This window comes from Micromonospora sp. NPDC049359, from assembly GCF_044466585.1.
Taxonomy (GTDB): domain Bacteria; phylum Actinomycetota; class Actinomycetes; order Mycobacteriales; family Micromonosporaceae; genus Micromonospora.
The window spans coordinates 516,799-533,559 of record NZ_JBITMW010000003.1 but is presented as its reverse complement, the minus strand read 5'-3'; the positions used below and the strand labels follow the sequence as shown (position 1 = coordinate 533,559).

At 69.6% G+C, this 16,761-nt stretch carries 11 protein-coding genes; 2 read left to right on the top strand and 9 right to left on the bottom strand.

What is annotated here, in order from left to right; translation table 11 throughout:
• Positions 1–100: 100 nt before the first annotated feature.
• Complete coding sequence (locus ACIBTX_RS10935) at positions 101–1,405, bottom strand: ABC transporter substrate-binding protein (RefSeq protein ID WP_396832385.1); 1,305 nt, start codon at positions 1,403–1,405, stop codon at positions 101–103.
• Positions 1,402–3,441: a DUF2264 domain-containing protein gene (locus ACIBTX_RS10930; protein WP_396832384.1), complete on the bottom strand. Its 2,040-nt coding sequence runs from the start codon at positions 3,439–3,441 to the stop codon at positions 1,402–1,404. The genes ACIBTX_RS10935 and ACIBTX_RS10930 overlap by 4 nt, the downstream gene beginning before the upstream one ends.
• A gap of 457 nt (positions 3,442–3,898) precedes the next feature.
• Here ACIBTX_RS10930 and ACIBTX_RS10925 point away from each other — a divergent pair, with 457 nt between their 5' ends.
• Entirely contained in the window at positions 3,899–5,038 is a 1,140-nt protein-coding gene (locus ACIBTX_RS10925) for a substrate-binding domain-containing protein (RefSeq protein WP_357125143.1), read from the top strand.
• Between the two features lie 655 nt (positions 5,039–5,693).
• Positions 5,694–7,019 carry a ricin-type beta-trefoil lectin domain protein gene (locus ACIBTX_RS10920; RefSeq protein WP_396832383.1) on the top strand — a complete coding sequence of 442 codons (1,326 nt, stop codon included), beginning with the start codon at positions 5,694–5,696 and terminating at the stop codon, positions 7,017–7,019.
• Positions 7,020–7,041: 22 nt separating this feature from the next.
• On the opposite strand, the gene ACIBTX_RS10915 is transcribed toward ACIBTX_RS10920, so the two are convergent.
• From ACIBTX_RS10915 to ACIBTX_RS10885, 7 genes are all read right to left on the bottom strand, one after another.
• Positions 7,042–8,067 (bottom strand): LacI family DNA-binding transcriptional regulator, encoded by a 1,026-nt coding sequence (locus ACIBTX_RS10915; RefSeq protein ID WP_357125136.1) that lies wholly within the window; start codon positions 8,065–8,067, stop codon positions 7,042–7,044.
• A gap of 66 nt (positions 8,068–8,133) precedes the next feature.
• On the bottom strand, positions 8,134–9,861 hold the full coding sequence (locus ACIBTX_RS10910; protein ID WP_396832382.1) for an IlvD/Edd family dehydratase: 1,728 nt from the start codon (positions 9,859–9,861) through the stop codon (positions 8,134–8,136).
• A 42-nt stretch (positions 9,862–9,903) separates the two neighbouring features.
• Positions 9,904–10,788, bottom strand: coding sequence for a carbohydrate ABC transporter permease (locus ACIBTX_RS10905; protein ID WP_357125130.1), 885 nt, complete (start codon positions 10,786–10,788; stop codon positions 9,904–9,906).
• The gene (locus tag ACIBTX_RS10900) at positions 10,789–11,730 is read right to left on the bottom strand and encodes a sugar ABC transporter permease (protein WP_357125127.1); all 942 of its coding nucleotides are present in this window, start codon (positions 11,728–11,730) and stop codon (positions 10,789–10,791) included. It lies immediately after the preceding gene.
• Between the two features lie 80 nt (positions 11,731–11,810).
• Positions 11,811–13,151: an extracellular solute-binding protein gene (locus ACIBTX_RS10895; RefSeq protein ID WP_357392600.1), complete on the bottom strand. Its 1,341-nt coding sequence runs from the start codon at positions 13,149–13,151 to the stop codon at positions 11,811–11,813.
• 105 nt (positions 13,152–13,256) lie between these two features.
• Entirely contained in the window at positions 13,257–15,431 is a 2,175-nt protein-coding gene (locus ACIBTX_RS10890) for an alpha/beta hydrolase (protein WP_396832381.1), read from the bottom strand.
• A gap of 83 nt (positions 15,432–15,514) precedes the next feature.
• Positions 15,515–16,537 carry a LacI family DNA-binding transcriptional regulator gene (locus tag ACIBTX_RS10885; RefSeq protein ID WP_357125118.1) on the bottom strand — a complete coding sequence of 341 codons (1,023 nt, stop codon included), beginning with the start codon at positions 16,535–16,537 and terminating at the stop codon, positions 15,515–15,517.
• Positions 16,538–16,761: the final 224 nt, after the last annotated feature.

Genomic DNA, 16,761 nt, shown 5'->3' with positions numbered 1-16,761 from the left:
GGTCTCGTGCGCGGCAATGTTGCCATAGGGAGTCTCCGGAAGCGTTCGGCATGGTGGCGGGACCGGCGTACGACGCAGGCGCGCCGGGCCCGCCATCAGCTCACTGGTTGAGGACCTCGTTCTTGGCACGGGTCTGCGCCTTGCTCAGCTCCGCGTCGACGCCCTTGCCGTCGGAGAGGATCGCCGAGTGCGTCTCGTTGAGGAGGTTCTGCAGGCCGGCGGTGTGCTTCGACACCGGGTTCTCCGGCTTGACCGTGTGCTTCGCGTAGGCGAACTTCGACAGGTCGTCCTGCGGTACACCGTCCAGCCCGAACAGCGTCGCGGTGACCGCGTCGGTGACCTGGGCCGGGGTGATGCCGATCCCGGCCAGCGCCTTGGCGGCATCCGGACCGGCCGCGTACTGGAGGAAGGCCTTGGCCGCGGCGGTCTTGGACTTGCTGATCTTCGGGTTGATCCCCAGGCCGGTCGGGTCACCGAAGGTGACCGGCGTGGCGGAGGTGCCGGTGGTGGACTTGTCGAACTGCGGCGCCGGGGCGATCCCCCACTGGAACGTGTCGGCGTCACCGCTCTTGCGCTGGTTGAGCAGCGTGGCCACGTACCAGGTGCCCATCAGCAGCATCGCCGACTGCTGCTTGCCGAACTGCGCCTGGTAGGTGAGCTTGTTGGTCTTCGCGGTGCCGAAGGTCGGCTGCGCGCCGGCCGCCTGCAGGTCCAGTGACCGCTCGTAGTACGGCTTCAGGTAGCCGAAGTTCCCGGAGAGCAGGTCCGCGTTGGGGGTCTGGGCGAGCGCGAATCCCTGCACCGTCGACTGGAAGGTGTGCTGGTACGCGCCGGTCGCGTTCGAGCCGGCCCCCTTCAGCCCGGTGTGCAGCCGCTTCGCCGCGTCGGTGTAGTCGTCCCAGGTCCAACTGCCGTCCGGCGGCGCCACCTTCGCCTTCGCGAACAGGTCCTTGTTGTAGAACAGCACCCACGCGTCCTGCCGGTACGGCATCGCGTACGCCTTGCCGTCCACCTGGTACGACGCGAGCGCCGGGCTCGAGCCGAGACCGGAGGTGGCGTCGGAGACGTCGAGCAGCTGACCACCGCTCTGGTATGTGTAGAAGTTCTTGAGGCTCTTCATGACGTAGACGTCCGGGGCGGTGCCGGCGGCCAGATCCGTGATCATCTGGGTGTCGTAGTCGTTGCCCGGGGCGTACTCCTTGAGCTCCACCGTCACGTTCGGGTGGGTCGCCTTGAAGCCGTCGGCGAGCGTCTTGAACTCGGGCGTGGACGACAGGGTCCAGCCGGCCAGGGTGATCGTCACCGGGGCGTTGGGGTCGACTGGCTCGTCTCCGCCGCCGCAACCGGCGAGAACAAGCGTCAGGGCCGCCGCGACGCTGATGACGGCCGGTATCGCACGCTTCATCCCTTTCTCCTTAGGTTAAGGGGCCCGGACGGGCCCGCACTGCTACCAGGCACCCGGGCGGGCCCGGCATGCTCCGTGTCCAGACGGGTCGACGTGCTGATCCCGTCGGGCCAGTCGACCGCCAGGTGGAGGCCGTCGGCGTTCTCGTCGGCCACGACCCGGCCCGCCTGCCCGACAGTGGCTGCCGACACCCCGGACAGCTCGATGAAGGCGGCGACCCAGCAGCCGGGCCGGACGGGGTGGTCCAGCCAGGGCACCACCAGCCCGCCGGCCAGCGGTCCGCCGTGCGGAACGGCGCTGGCGCCGGCCGTTCCGTCCCCGCGAACGCTGTCGAGCCGGCTGGTCAGGCCGGCCCCGGTCACGGTCACCGCCCGCTCGCCGACGGTCGCCGTCGCGTCCCCGGCAATGGCCCAGCCGCCGATCCGCAGCCGCAGCGCGGCCGCCTCGACACCGTCGGCGAGGTCGTCGACGCGGGTCAGACGTAGCTCCCAGGGGCCACGGACCAGGGAGTACACCGTGAGGTGCCCGGCCGGTCGGGACGAGCCGAGATGGCCGCCGCCGTGATCGCGCTGACCTGGATCCGGGTCGACCCAGTGGGCGAGGGCACGTGATCCGGCCACCCCCACGCCGTCGCTGTCGACGTGCACGGTCAGCTGACGCATGCCGGCGCGGTGGGTGACCCGGCCGGCGTCGTCGACGAGAGTGACCGACTGGTCGAGCGGACTGGCCCAGCCGCTGTCGTCGAGGACGGGGCTGGTGGCGGTGGAGTAGCCCAGTCGCGCGTAGAGCGGGGAATCTCCGACGGTGGCGCCCTCGACGGCGTGGTCGGTGCCGTGGTTGACGACGCGGACGATGCCGTCGGCGCGGGTGCCGGAGACGAGCCAGCCCGGCGCGTGTATCGCCCGCACCGTATTCCGCTCCTCGACCGGCAGCGGCTCCTCAGAAGCGGTCCACACCGGATGGTCGGTGGGTAGCGCGATGCCGAGCAGGCCCTTGCTGGCCCAGTACGGCGAGCCCGGACCGGAGTACGACTGGGCCAGTCGCGGCCACGGCCGGTGCCAGCCGAGGGTGAGCAGACCTCGTTCGTCCAGAGCCCCGTTGGCGACGAAGTGGCGCACGATGCGGGTGGCCGCGCCGCGCAGCCGGCCGAGGCTGACCGAGGGCACGCCGGCGATCGCGCCGACCCAGAACGGCGCCGCCGCGGCGAAGCGGTAGATCAGGCTTCGTCCCTGGATCAGCGGTGACCCGTCGGTGCCCACGAGCGCCACCGCGTCGCTCAGGAAGCGGTCGAGGCTGGCCAGGTCCCGATCGCGGCGCTGCTCGGCCAGGTCCGCGGCGCCGGCCATTCGGGCCCACAGCGTCGGATACAGGTGCAGGGCCCAGCCCACGTAGTGGTCGTACGCCCGGTGCGGCCCGTCGGACATCCAGCCGTCCGCGCGGGCGAAGCTGTCGTGCGTGCGCAGGTCCGCGGCCATCTCGTCGAGCGAGTGCGGCCCACCCACCGAACGCAGGAACGTCTGTACGACCAGCCGGAACCAGACCCAGTTGATCTGTGGATACGTGTCGTCGCCGACCGCCGGGCGCAGGTAGTCGACTACCCGCTCGTGCACCGCGGACGGCATCCGGTCCCAGATCCACGGGCGGGTCATGTCCAGGACCAGCGCGATGGAAGCGGCTTCCACCTTCGCCTGGGGGTGCTCGTCCAAGCGCACCCAGCGGTCCGGGGAGGTCGGGTCGGTGCCGGCGGCGATACCGGCCGCGTACCGGTCGGCCAGCTCGTCCAGGCCCACTCCCCTGGCCCCCGCGAGGCGGAAGCCGGCCAGCAGGAAGGTGCGGGCGAAACCCTCAAGGCCGTCGACGGCCCGCCCGTAACCGCCCTCGGCACCGGGAAGGTTGACGAGAGCGTGGCCGGGCGACGCGAACGGCCGGACCGCGGCGAGCATCCGGTCGGCGAGGGCCAGCCAGTCGTCCCGGCTCCAGGTCGCGGCATCCGAGGCCGTCCCCGGCGTTGACCGGCCGGCCGTCCCGGACGTCATCGCAGATCCTGTCGCATCGGTCCGTCTCCATGGAGGGTGGCGAGCGGGGCGTTGCCGGGAATGTGACGCTCCGGCTTCCGCAGGGTTTCCGAAGTAAAACGCTCACATCAGATCAAGTCAATGCTGTTCTCAAACCAGACGAACACATACGATCAAAAGGACACACGCTGTCACCCGGATCGACTGCGGCCGGAGCTGTCGATGCCCTGCCCCCAGCGCGCACATATGCCTCAATCCTGCAGTCTTCGATCGTTCCGCCGGCTTGCGGTCGCCGCCGTACAGCGACTCAGCGGCGTCTTCAACGCCATAACTGATCTGATACGATCAGAACCGCTCACAGCCGCTCGGGCAGCCGAGGGCCATGGCCGTCGCGCGCCGCCGCGTTCAGCCCGGTTGGCAAGCTCGTCGTCACGGCGCGATACCTTTCGCCGCACGAAGCGTTCCTCGGAGGTCCCCAATGACCAAGGACAGTCCTGTCGTCGCCACGGCGGAGACTTCCCGCGCGCCGCTTCAGGTCGCCCGCCGCCAGCAACTGTTGGCAGCGCTGCAGCGCGACGGCTCGATGCGCATCTCCGACCTGTCGCACGTGCTGGGCGCCGCGCCGGTCACCATCCGGCGCGACATCGCGGAGCTCGCCGCCGAAGGGTTGGTTCGCCGGGTCCACGGTGGAGTCGCCCTGATCCTGCCGGACGACGTCCCGGCAACCGAGGAGCCGCCCGACGCGGGCCTGAACCCGCTCGTCGGGCGCGCGGTCGGCATGCTCGTGCCCTCGTTGGACTACTACTGGCCGGACGTGGCGCGCGGTGTCGAGGGCGCCGCCCGCGAGCTGGACATGCGCGTGGTGCTGCGCGGCTCCTCGTACGACACCGAGGACGACCAGCCACAACTGGCCCGCCTGGTGGGGCGGATGGACGTGGACGCGCTGATCATCGCGCCGAGCATGGACGCGCCGACCGCCGAACGCACCATCGAGTGGCTCGACCAGGTCGGCGTCCCGGTCGTCCTGCTGGAACGCACCGCCACGGTGGGCAGCCATCACGCTGTCATGGAGTCGGTGGTCACCGACCACGCGCTCGGTGCGGCCATGGCCGTACGCCACCTCACCTCGCTCGGGCACCGCAAGGTCGGCCTGGTGCTCGACGCCAACAGTCCCACCAGCCAGCACGTGCGGCGTGGCTGGCTCGACGCCACGACCGAGTGCGGCCTCGATCCGAATGCGACAGTGGTGGCCGTGGCACCCGATACCCGGTCACCGGAGCGGGACACGGTCCTCGACGACGTGCTCGACCGGTGCCGGGCGACCGGAACGACGGCGCTGCTGGTGCACGCCGACGCCGAGGCGATCGCTCTGGTGCAGCACTGCGAGGAGCGGCAGCTGTCCGTTCCCGGCGACCTCTCCATCGTGGCGTACGACGACGAGGTCGCCGGTCTCTTCAGCCCGCCGCTGACCGCGATCCGACCGCCGCGACGCTCGATCGGACGCGCTGCCGTGCGTCTCGTCGCCGACCGGCTCGCCGACCCCGACCGCCCCACCCACCGGGTCGTCATCAGTCCGTCGCTGCGGGTCCGGGGGTCGACCGCGCCGCCACCCGCGTAACGGGTCTTCCCGTCCCGCCCGGGGACCACGACCGACGGTCCGCCTACGACCACCACGGCGACTGACCGGCGACGTGGCGCGGTGGGCGGTGGCCCCAGCACGGCGGCCACGCGCCGTTCGGGCGATCCGTAACAAGCCCGAAACTACCGGTTGAAAATGCTGGAACTTTCTGCGAGCCTGAGAGCCATCGATGGCTGTGAACGTTAACACGATCCACTCAGCTCCGGAGGCGCCGCACGCGACCGTCAGGCCTACCTGTCCGCCCGGCGGCCAGGTCCACCACCAGGAGATACCACCGCACCGCCACCACCGGGCGGACCGACCGCGAACGTTCTCCAGTTCCGGAACTGTCGCGATAATTGTCGCCCTGGTGGTGTCGCTGCTGCCCGACCTGGCCCGGGTGGCCGAGGCGTTCGCCCAGCTTCGGCGGCGACTACGGCCTCCCGCCGTACCGGCCGGCAGGCTGACGCTGCAACGCTGACAATTCGGACACCGCCGGGGCGATCGGGGCTCCGCACGGGACGATCCCGACCGCCCCTCACTCCCCCACCACCAGGAGGTACCGACAGTGCGAGGATCCGCAGACCACTCCCCGCCCGCGGGGAACACCCATGCCGACCGGAGGTCGCCCGGCCTCCGGGGACGTCTGTTCACAGTGGCCGCAGCCGGGATCGCCGCCGCGGTCGGGCTGCTCACCATCACCCTGGCGACCGGGTCGGCGTCAGCGGCCGACAACCCGTACCAACGGGGCCCGGACCCGACCCGGACCAGCGTCACCGCCGTGAACGGCCCCTTCGCCAACACGTCGGTCGCCGTCCCGACCGGGTACGGCTTCAACGGCGGCCGGATCTACTACCCGACCGACACCAGCCAGGGCACCTTCGGGGCCATCGCGATCTCACCGGGCTACACCGCGTTGTTCTCCGCCGAACTGGCCTGGATGGGACCGTGGCTGGCGTCGCACGGCTTCGTCGTGATCGGCATCGAGACCAACAGCCGCAACGACTTCGACACGGCGCGCGGCACCCAACTCCTCGCCGCGCTGGACTACCTGACGCAGCAGAGCCCGGTACGCGACCGCGTCGACCCGAACCGGTTGGCCGTCGCGGGCCACTCCATGGGCGGCGGTGGGGCGCTCAATGCCGCCATGCGGCGTCCGTCGCTCAAGGCCGTGGTCGGCATCGCGCCGTACTCGCCGTCGTCGAACCTGGCCACCGACCGGGTACCCACCATGATCTTCGCTGGCCAGGCGGACACGGTGGTCACCCCGTCCTACGCCACCGGTCTCTACAACAGCATCCCGAGCACCACCGAGAGCGTCTACCTGGAGGTCGCCGGCGCGGACCACGGCTTCATGGTCGGACGGTCGAACCCGGTGATGGTCCGGACCATGTTGCCGTTCGTCAAGATGTTCATCGACAACGACGCCCGGTACAGCCAGTTCCTCTGCCCGCTGCTGGACAACAGCGGTGTGGTGGCGTACCGCAGCACCTGTCCGCTGCTGCCGTCGACGCCAACCACCCCGACGCCGACCACCACCCCGACGAGCAGCCCGACGCCGACGCCGACCACCTCACCCACCACTGGGCCGCCGAGCTCGGCGAGCCAGATCATCGGCGCGCAGTCGGGCCGATGCGTCGACGTACCGAACGCCTCGCGCACCAACGGCACCCGGGTCACCCTCTACGACTGCAACCGGCAGATCAACCAGTCCTGGACCTACACCTCGGGCAAACAACTACAGGTGTACGGCAACATGTGTCTCGACGCCGCAGGCAGCGGCAACGGCGCGGCCGTGCAGATCTACAGCTGCCACGGTCAGACCAACCAGCAGTGGAACATCAACGCCAACGGCACCATCAGCAGCGTCCAGTCCGGACGCTGCCTCGACGTCTGGAGCACCGCCAACGGCGCCCAGATCCAGCTCTACGACTGCCACGGCCAGACCAACCAGCAGTTCCGGCTCGCTGCCCTGACGTGAGCGCACCCGGGCGGGCTCGGCATCACGCCGGGCCCGCCCCGCCGTGCGGCGGCGCCGTGCTCTCACGCACCACGAGCGACGGTACGACCAACGGCAGGGGCCGCGGCACCGTGTCGTCGATGGCCTGGGTGACCGCCGTGATGGCCCGTCGACCGACCGCGTCGAAGTCCTGCTGGATCGTGGTCAACGGCGGAATCAGGTACGCCGCCTCGGGCACGTCGTCGAACCCGATGACCGAGACATCCTGCGGCACGCGCCGACCACGCTCGTGCAGCGCGCGCAGCACGCCGAGGGCCATCTGGTCGTTGGCGGCGAAGACCGCGGTGGTGCCGCGCAGCTCGCAGATCCGCAGCCCGGCGAGGTAGCCGCTGTGCGCCATCCAGTCACCCTCGACGGGCTCGGGTGGGCGTACGCCCGCGGCCACCATCGCCGTACGCCAGCCGTCGCGGCGGGCGCGCGCCTCGGCCCAGTTGAGCGGACCGGACACGTGCACGATCTCGGTGTGTCCGAGGCCGAGCAGATGTTCGGTCGCCATCCGGGCGCCGAGCACCTGGTCGACGCCGACGGTGACGCTCGCCCTGGACAGGTCGCCCTCCACCACCACGAAGGGCACCCCGGACCGGGTCATCCGCACCACTTCGAGAGCCTCGTCGTTGCCGGCGATCATCACGACGCCCTCCACGCCGACGCGCATGAGGTGTTCGGTGGCGTCGCTGAGCGCCCGTACCGTCACCTCCGAGAGGCTGACCGAGGTGGCGAAGTAGCCGGCGGCGCGGGCGGCGTCCTCGACGCTGCGGTGGATGCTCGTCGGACCGAACAGCGTCCGGGCCGTGCCGATGATGCCGATCATTCCGGAGCGTCCCCGGACCAGCGCCCGGGCGGCGGTGTTGGGGCGATAGTCGAGTCGCCGGATCGCCTCGAGGACCCGCTCCCGCGTCTCGCGCCGGATCGCGGGCGCTCCGTTGATCACCCGGGACACCGTCTGGTGGGACACGCCCGCCAGGCGGGCGACGTCCGCCATGACCGCTGGCCGGTGGGCGGTCGTCACCGCTTCCTCCGCGTGAACTCGCACTGGCGGGCCGTCCGTTCTTCCATGAGTCGGGTTCCTCGTCCGTCAGTGTGAGTGACGGGGCACGTCACTGCCGCTGCCACCGACCAGGAAGTCGAGGTCGGCCCCACTGTCGGCCTGGAGGACGTGTTCGCTGTACAGCCGTGCCCAACCCCGCTCGGCCACCGGCGGCGGCGGCTTCCAGGCGGAGCGACGCTCGGCGAGTTCCGCCTCGTCGACCAGGAGGTCGAGGCGGCGGGTGGCGACGTCGAGCTGGACCAGGTCGCCGGTGCGCATCAGCGCGAGAGGACCGCCCACGGACGCCTCCGGCGCCACATGCAGGACGCACGTGCCGTAGCCGGTGCCGCTCATGCGCGCGTCGGAGATCCGCACCATGTCCGTGATGCCGTCGGTGAGCAGTCGGCGGGGCATGGGCACGTTGCCCACCTCCGGGAAGCCGGGGTAGCCGCGCGGACCGGCGTTGCGAACGACGATCACCGTGTCCGGTGTGACGTCCAGGTCCGGGTCGTCGGCGGCGACGACGTACTCCTCGATCCGGTCGAAGACGAGCGCCGGGCCGGTGTGCGTGAGGAGGTGGGGGGTGGCGGCGGAGACCTTCAGCACCGCTCCGGACGGCGCCAGTGACCCGCGCAGCACCACGGTGCCGGAGCCGGCGGCCTGGAACGGCTCCTTCATGGTGGCGATGACCTCGGAGTTCCAGCACTGCGCGCCGTCGACGTTCTCGGCCACGCTCCGGCCGCTGACCGTGACGTGCTCGGTGTGCAGCAGCGGCGCGAGCTCCTTCATCACCACCGGGAGGCCGCCCGCGTAGGCGAAGTCCTCCATCAGGTACGCCCCGGACGGCATGAGGTTCACCAGCAGCGGAACGTCGGCGGTGAGGGTGTCGAAGTCCTCCAGCGACAGGGGCACGCCGAGGCGTCCGGCGATGGCGAGCAGGTGCACGACGGCGTTCGTGGAGCCACCGATCGCGGCGTTGACCCGGATGGCGTTCTCGAACGCCTCGCGGGTGAGCACCGAGGACAGCCGTTGGTCCTCGCCCACCATGGCGACGATCCGCCGTCCGGCGGCCTGCGCGAGCGCGTACCGCCGGGAGTCGACGGCGGGTACGGCGGCGGCCCCCGGTAGCTGCACGCCCAGCGCCTCGGTCACGCAGGCCATGGTGGAGGCGGTCCCCATGGTCATGCAGTGGCCCCGGCTGCGGGACATGCCGACCTCCGCCTCGGCGCAGTCGGCGGCGCTCATCCGGCCGGCCCGCATCTCCTCGGTGAAACGCCAGACGACCGTGCCCGAGCCGATGTCCTGGCCCCGGAACTTGCCGTTGAGCATCGGCCCGCCGGTCAGCATCAGCGTCGGCAGGTCCACGCTCGCCGCCCCCATCAGCAGGCCCGGGGTGGTCTTGTCACAGCCGGAGAGCAGGACCACCCCGTCGAGGGGATTGGCGCGGACCGACTCCTCCAGCTCCATCGCGAGCAGGTTGCGGTAGAGCATGGTCGTGGGACGCATGAGTGGCTCGCCCAGGCTCATGGCCGGGAACTCCAGCGGCAGGCCGCCGCTCTCCCACACGCCGCGCTTCACCGACTCGGCCAGGTCGCGCAGGTGGGCGTTGCAGGGGGTCAGCTCCGACCAGGTGGTGGCGATGCCGATCACCGGGCGACCGTCGAAGACGTCGTCCGCGAATCCCTGGTTGCGCATCCAGGACCGGTGGATGAACCCGTTGCGGCCCTCGGCGCCGAACCACTGCGCGCTGCGCAGCGGTCGATCTGTCGTCGACATCAGCACACCTCTCTGTCATGCCTCAAGGTCGCTCGGCGCGACCTAGCGAAGGCCTCCGACGGACAGGCCGCCGCGCCAGTGCCGTTGGAGGCTGAAGAACGCGATGACCAGTGGGATCACGGACACCAGTGAGCCCAGGATGATGAGGCTCCACAGCGAGGTGCCGCCCGAGTTGTTCGCCGAGGCGATCCCCTGCCAGAGGCCGAGACCGACGGTCACCGGGAAGAGCCGGTTGTCCGAGAGCATGGCCAGCGGCAGGAAGTAGTTGTTCCAGGACGCCACGGCGGACAGCAGCAGCACGGTGACCACCGCGGGACGCATCAGCGGAAGCGCGATCTGCAGGAACGTGCGCACCTCCCCCGCGCCGTCCACGCGCGCCGCGTCGAGCAGCTCGTCCGGCACCGCGTCGCGCGCGTACACGTGCATCAGGTAGACGCCGAACGGGTTGAGCAGCGACGGCAGGATCACCGCCCAGACGGTGTTCGTCAGGCCGAGCCGGGAGAACATGATGAAGGTCGGGATGACCAGGGCGGTGGCTGGCACCATGAGCGCGCCCAGCACGACGGCGAAGCTGAAGCGCCGCGCGGCGAACCGGTACTTGGCGAACCCGTAGCCGGCCATCACCGCCAGGACCGTGGCGCCGACTCCGCCGGCGATGGCGTACAGCGTGGAGTTGAGGATCCACCGCAGGTAGATGCCACCGTCGTAGGTGAAGAGCTGCCGGAGGTTGCCGACGTAGTCGATCTGGTCGGAGAACCACAGGGTGTTGCCGCCCCCGAACAGGCCCGGCGCGTCCTTGGAGCTGTTGACGATGACCCACCAGAACGGGACCAGGAAGTAGATCACCAGGAAGCCGAGGAGGATCTGCAGGGGAAGGTAGCGCTGCGGCCGGCGGACGCCGGCGCGGACGCTGGTGTGGTCGGCCATCTAGAGGAAGCTCCTCCGCTTGCGGGTGAAGAACAGGAAGGCGTACACGCAGATGAAGACGATGCCGCCGAGCGCGAACGAGATCGCCGACCCGTAGTTGAAGTTGGCCAGCGAGAACGCCTGCTGGTACGCGTACATGTTGGGGGTGAAGTCGGCCCCGATCGTGCCCGCGGCGAGGTAACGCAGGATCTGCGGCTCGTTGAAGAACTGCAGGGTGCCGATGAGCGAGAAGACCAGGATCAGGATCAGCGCGGGCGCGATCAGCGGGATCTTGATACGCGTCGCGATCTGCCACCGTCCGGCGCCGTCCATCCGGGCGGCCTCGTAGAGCGTCGGGTCGACGCCCTGCAACGCCGCGTACAGGATGATCATGTAGTAGCCGGCCCACTGCCAGGTGACGACGTTGAGCAGGCCGTAGAAGATCAGGTCGCTGCCCAGGAAGTCGGGCGCGGTGGCGCCGAACAGCCCGAAGATGTCGGTGAGCGGGCCGAAGCCCTTGCTGTAGAGGAACCCCCACATCACCGCCCCGATGACGGTGGGGATCGCGTACGGAAGAAAGATCATGAGGCGGGAGAAGCGCGCGAACAGCGTCGTCACGGCGTCCAGGATGAGAGCCATCACGAGCGCCAGGACGATCTGCAGCGGGATCGAGACGAGCGAGAAGCGGATGACGAACCAGGCTCCGGACAGGAAGCTCGGGTCGGTGAACGCCTTCACGTAGTTGTCGAAGAGGACGAAACTGGTGCCGCCGATCAGCTTCTTCTGAAAGAGGCTGAGGTACAGCGCGTACGCCAACGGCGCGATGAGGAACGCCAGGAAGACGATCGCGAAGGGCCCGACGAAGAGCCACCCCATCAGGTGCTCGCGGAGGTGCACCTTGCCACGGATCTTGCGCGTCTCGCTCGGCGGACGCGGTGTGCGCTTCTCGGTCAGGACTGTCATCTGTGGTCTCCGAAGGGCGTGGACGCGGGGGGTCGTGGGTGGGCCGGCCGGCCACCGCCGGCGCGACCCACCCGGAGCGGTCACTGAACGGTGAAGCCCTGCTCCTTGGCGTACTTCGCCACGTCGTCCTGGAGCTTGTCGGCAGCCTGGGAGCCGGTGGTCGAGCCCTTGATGACCTCGCTGATCTGCTTCGTCATGGCGTCCAGGTAGTACTGGCCGAAGGGCGCGTAGGACACCCCCTTGTAGGCCTCGGCGGCGGGCAGGTAGACCTCCTTGTTCGCCTGCTGGCCGCTGAAGAACGCCACCTTCAGGTCGACGAACGCGGGATCCTTCAGCGCGGTGAGGTTCAGCGGGAAGATGATCTGGTTGGTCCAGCCGTCGGTGAGCGACTCCTTGTCGGCGTAGAGCCCGTAGGCGACCTTCGCCGCCAGCTCCGGCTTCTTCGCCTGCTTGGTCACCGAGAAGGCCGACCCACCCCAGTTCACCTGCACCGGGTTGGCCGAATCCCACTGCGGCAGTGGCGCGACCGCGAACTTGCCGGTGTCCTGGCCCTTACCGACGCCCGCCCCGGTGAGGTAGCCCGGCGCCCACGCCGCCGAGATGTACGTCGCGTAGTTCCCGTTGATCACACCGGAGATGTACTCCGGGGTGAACTGGTCCTGCGTACCGACCAGGCCCTTCTTGGCGAGGCCACCCCAGTAGTCCAGCACGTCCTTGGACGCCTGGTCGTTGAGCTTCACCCCGATCGACTTCGGCTGGGCCGGATCGAAGGTGAAGGGCGACGCGCCCTTCTGGATCTGCAGCGCCATCATCACGGCCGGCACGTTCGCGCCGAGGTCCCCGAACAACGGGCCGCCGGCGTCCTTGACCTTCTGCGCGGCCTGCTCGTACTCGGCCCAGGTCTTCGGCGGGGTGATCTGGTACTTGTCGAAGATGTCCTTGCGGTAGATCATGCCCATCGGGCCACCGTCGACCGGGACGCCGTAGACCGCGTCGCCCACCGACACGTCCTTCCAGGCGCCCTCGCCGTAGTTGGCCTTGACCGCGTCGTAGCCGTACTGCTTGATGTCGACGAGCGCGCCCTGGATCTGGAAGGTCGGGATCCGGTCCGCCTCGACCATGATCACGTCGGGCGCCCCGGTGCCCGCCGAGATGGCCGTCTGGAACTTGTCGTACTCGTCGCCGCCCTGACCGACGTTGGTCCAGCAGACCTGCACGTCGTCGTGCAGCTTGTTGAAGTTGTCGACGACAAGCTGGGTGTTGGGGTACCAGCCCCACATCGTCACGACCGGCACGTTCTGCTTGGTGATGGTGTTCGTGCAGTTGCTCGCGTCGCTGCCGCCGTCGTCCGAGGAGCAGGCGACCAGGCCGCTCCCGGCCGCGAGCATGGCCACCGTGGCGAGTATGCGTCTTCTCTTCATTGAGATGGTTCCCTTCAAAGGTGGCGGTGCACGGACATCCATGCGCCGGCGGCGCCACCGGAGGCGCTGGGGCCTCGCTCCCGGTGGCGTCGCCTGGGCAGGCTCCTAGCGCTTGAACAGACGGGGCGCCAGGTCGATGAGGTTCTTCTGCCACACGTCCCAGCCGTGTGGCCCGGGGGTGACCCCGTCGAACTCGTAGCGGATACCGAGGGCGTCCATCGTGGTCAGCGAGGCCATGAAGCTCGGGTACACGAAGTCGGTCTGGTCACCGACGTACAGCCGCAGCATCCTGGTGCCGTTGTTGATGGCCGCGACATCGACGCCGGTGCCGCTGCCGAAGCCGGCCGAGAACGCCGCGACGTAGGCGAACTGGCCCGGGTAGGCCTTCAGCACGCCGAACGCCTGCCCTCCACCCATCGACAGCCCGGCGAGGGCCTGCTGGGAGGGGTCGCTGGAGACGTGGTACCGGGACCGGGCCGTCGGCACGATGTTCTCCAACAACTCCCGGTTGAAGTTCGACGAGTTGCCGTTGCCCATCACGACGACCATGGGTGTCAGGTCCCCGTCGAGGAACTGGTGGTCGAGGATCTGCTTGGCCCGGCCCATCTCGACCCAGTCCGTGTAGTTCTGCCCGCCACCGTGTTGGAGGTAGAGGACGGGATAGGGCTGTGCTCGCTGCGGGTCGTACCCGGGCGGGGTCCAGACCAGCGCGGTGCGGTCCTGGCCGGCCACCGTGCTGCTGTAGGTCATGCTCTCGACCGTGCCGCCCTGGCCCGCCGGCACGTCGGTCAGCAGTCGGGCCGCAGGACCCGGGACGAGGAAGGTGCTCCACATCGGCTCCGTGGTCACCTTCGTCGGGTTGGAGACGTCCTTGAACGGCACCCGGTCGACGATCAGGCGGTAGTAGTAGAACCAGGGCTTCAGCGGCCCCACGGTCGCCCGCCACCGGTCGCCGTCACGCGTCAGCGGCACGCGCAGCCAACTGCCGCCCGGCGCGATGTTGGCCCACACGGTGACGTGCTGGGCGTCCGCGAAGTCGGTGGTGGTCTCGAAGGTGACGAACCCGTCCGCGGTGACGAAGGGCGTCGGGGTGGTGCCGGCCGGCGGAGGCGAGAACTCGCCCGTGAACCGGCCGTGGCCCGGGCTCGGCCCGTGGTCCGCCACGTGCCGGAACAGCCGTGGCACGAAGTCGACGAGGTTCTCCTGCCAGGTGGTCCAGTTCCCGCCGCCGTCCGGGTTGACCCCGTCGAACTCGAACCGGACGTCGGCCCGGCCCAGCGCCTTCGTCAGCCGGTAGGTGGTGTTGTAGGCCGGGTCGGTCACGTTCCCGGTGTAGAGGCGCAGCAGCTTGAGGTGGTTGAGCGCCGTGGCGTCCCGGCGGTCGATCGTCGGGGTCGACGTGCCCGAGAACCAGCCGACGGAGCCGAACTGACCGGGCTTGGCGAGGGCCGCGCGGACCGCCCGCGCCGCGCCGTCGGTGACACCGGCGATGGCCTGGTGGGCCGGATCGCGAAGGACCCGGTAGTTGTCGCCGACCGCCTTCCGGAGATCCTTCAACTCCCGGTCGTCCGTGCTGTCGGCGATCACCACGACCATCGGCTGCATCGCGCCCGCCGCCGAGAGGTTGTCGAGGATCTGCTTCGTGCGACCGAGGTCGAGCCAGTCGGTGGCGGCCACGCCGCCCCCCGACTCCAGGAAGAGCGTCGGATAGCCCTTCGGCTTCTTCGCCGCGTACCCGGGTGGCGTCCAGACCAGGGCCGAGCGCTGCTCGGCGCGGACCCGGTAGGTCAGCGTCCCGACCGTGCCGCCGCTGCCGGCGGGCGCGTCGGCCAGCCAGCGCACCGACTCGCCCGGGATCAGGAAGGTGCTCAGGAGCGGGTCGGACGCCACTCCCGCGCTGTTGGTCGGATCCTTGATGGTCTTGTTGTCGTCGGCGGTCACCTGGTAGCGGTACAGCCCGGGCGTCAGCGCGCCGAGCACCCCGGACCACACGTCACCGCGGCGGGTCAGACCGAACTCCGCCCAGGTGGCGGACGGGCCGAAGTTGCCCTCGACGACCACCTGCGAGACGGTGCCGAGGCGCTCCTGGACGTACGCGGCCGGCACGCTGAACGAGGCGTAGCGGTCCGGGGAGACGTCCAGCCACGGCGTGTCCGCCGCCGCTGCCGGTTGCGGCGCGAGCAGGGCCGCCGCCAGGGCGACGACTCCGGCGCTGAACACCGCCGCGAGCCGGCGTACGCCGAGGCGGCGTCGGCGCCCGTGATAATGTTCGGTTGTCACGCTCCACTCCTTTCCTGTGCCGGCAGCGGATGCGACCCGCTGACCAGCTCAACCCATCGGTGGATCTCGCCGTGCGGTAGCGCTCACCTCCTTCGGTCCCTCGCCGGTGCTGCGGTCGAGCCACGGACCACGAGGTTGGTCGGCAGGACTATCTGGTGCGGCTCGTCCCACTCGCCGGTCACCAGTGACTTGAGCATTCGCGCGGCTTCGTACCCGAGCTGGTACATCGACTGGTCGACCGTGGTCAGACCCGGAACGGTCGACGCCGACTCGGGGATGTTGTCGAAGCCGACGACGGACAGGTCCTGCGGGACGGAGAGCCCCAGTTCCCTGGCGACCTCAAGGACCTTAAGCGCCATCCCGTCGCTCGCCGCGAAGATCGCCGACGGCCGGTCCGCCCGTTGCAACAGGGCGCGCGCCAACGGAACGGCCGACTCGGGATTGAAGTCCCCCCGGCCGATCAACGTCGGGTCGACCGGGATACCGGCGGCGACGAGCGCCGCCCGGTAGCCCTCCTCCCGGGACCATGCCGAGGCGAGGCTGTCGCGACCGGCGATGAAGCCGACGCGTCGGTGGCCCAGGTCGAGCAGATGCTCGACAGCGGTGGTGGCGCCGGCGAGGTTGTCGGCCATGACCGAGGGCGCCGTCGCGCCGCGCACCGGGTCGATGGCCACGACCGGCGTACGGCTGCGCATCTCACCCCAGGGCGTGACGACGATGCACCCGTCGGTGAGGGTGCCCGACAGGCGGGTCAGGTGCCGCTGCTCCCAACCCTCCGAGTAGGACCCGTAGAGGTCGCTGTTGGCGTAGATGATGAGGTCGAAGCCGGAGCGGCTGAGCGCCTTCATGACCCCCTTGAGCACCTCTGCCGTGTACGACTGGAAGCTGTGCGCCACGAGGCCGAGGACGTTGGTGCGGCTGCGCCGCAGGCTCGAGGCCACCAGGCTCGACTCGTAGCCGAGCTGTTCGATGGCGGTGCGGACCTGAGCGATCGTGCGGGCGCTGACGCCGTAGTGCCCGTTGACGACGCGCGAAACGGTGGCGGTGGAAACGCCGGCGATCCGGGCGACATCACTCATTGTTACCGGCGCATTGGCTTCGATCATGCCGCTCTCTCTGGACTGCAATCGTTATCGGTTACGTTTCCAGGATGTTGCCAACGTAACCGACCACGATTGCGAACACAAGACCTCTTCATCCTCGCGCGAGCGCCGGCAGCGGGTCCTAACGGGATTGTGCAAGGTGGACTTCCCGGGGTGCAAAGCCGCGCCATTTCGCGCACGGGATCTACCCGTTGACAACGGGACGGCACGCTCTGTCAGGCGCCATT

Excerpts from the sequence above, each read along its gene's own strand:
- ACIBTX_RS10935 (WP_396832385.1), bottom strand. The coding sequence starts at position 1,405 with ATGAAGCGTGCGATACCGGCCGTCATCAGCGTCGCGGCGGCCCTGACG.
- ACIBTX_RS10930 (WP_396832384.1), bottom strand. The coding sequence starts at position 3,441 with ATGACGTCCGGGACGGCCGGCCGGTCAACGCCGGGGACGGCCTCGGAT.
- ACIBTX_RS10925 (WP_357125143.1), top strand. The coding sequence starts at position 3,899 with ATGACCAAGGACAGTCCTGTCGTCGCCACGGCGGAGACTTCCCGCGCG.
- ACIBTX_RS10910 (WP_396832382.1), bottom strand. The coding sequence starts at position 9,861 with ATGTCGACGACAGATCGACCGCTGCGCAGCGCGCAGTGGTTCGGCGCC.
- ACIBTX_RS10905 (WP_357125130.1), bottom strand. The coding sequence starts at position 10,788 with ATGGCCGACCACACCAGCGTCCGCGCCGGCGTCCGCCGGCCGCAGCGC.
- ACIBTX_RS10900 (WP_357125127.1), bottom strand. The coding sequence starts at position 11,730 with ATGACAGTCCTGACCGAGAAGCGCACACCGCGTCCGCCGAGCGAGACG.
- ACIBTX_RS10895 (WP_357392600.1), bottom strand. The coding sequence starts at position 13,151 with ATGAAGAGAAGACGCATACTCGCCACGGTGGCCATGCTCGCGGCCGGG.
- ACIBTX_RS10885 (WP_357125118.1), bottom strand. The coding sequence starts at position 16,537 with ATGATCGAAGCCAATGCGCCGGTAACAATGAGTGATGTCGCCCGGATC.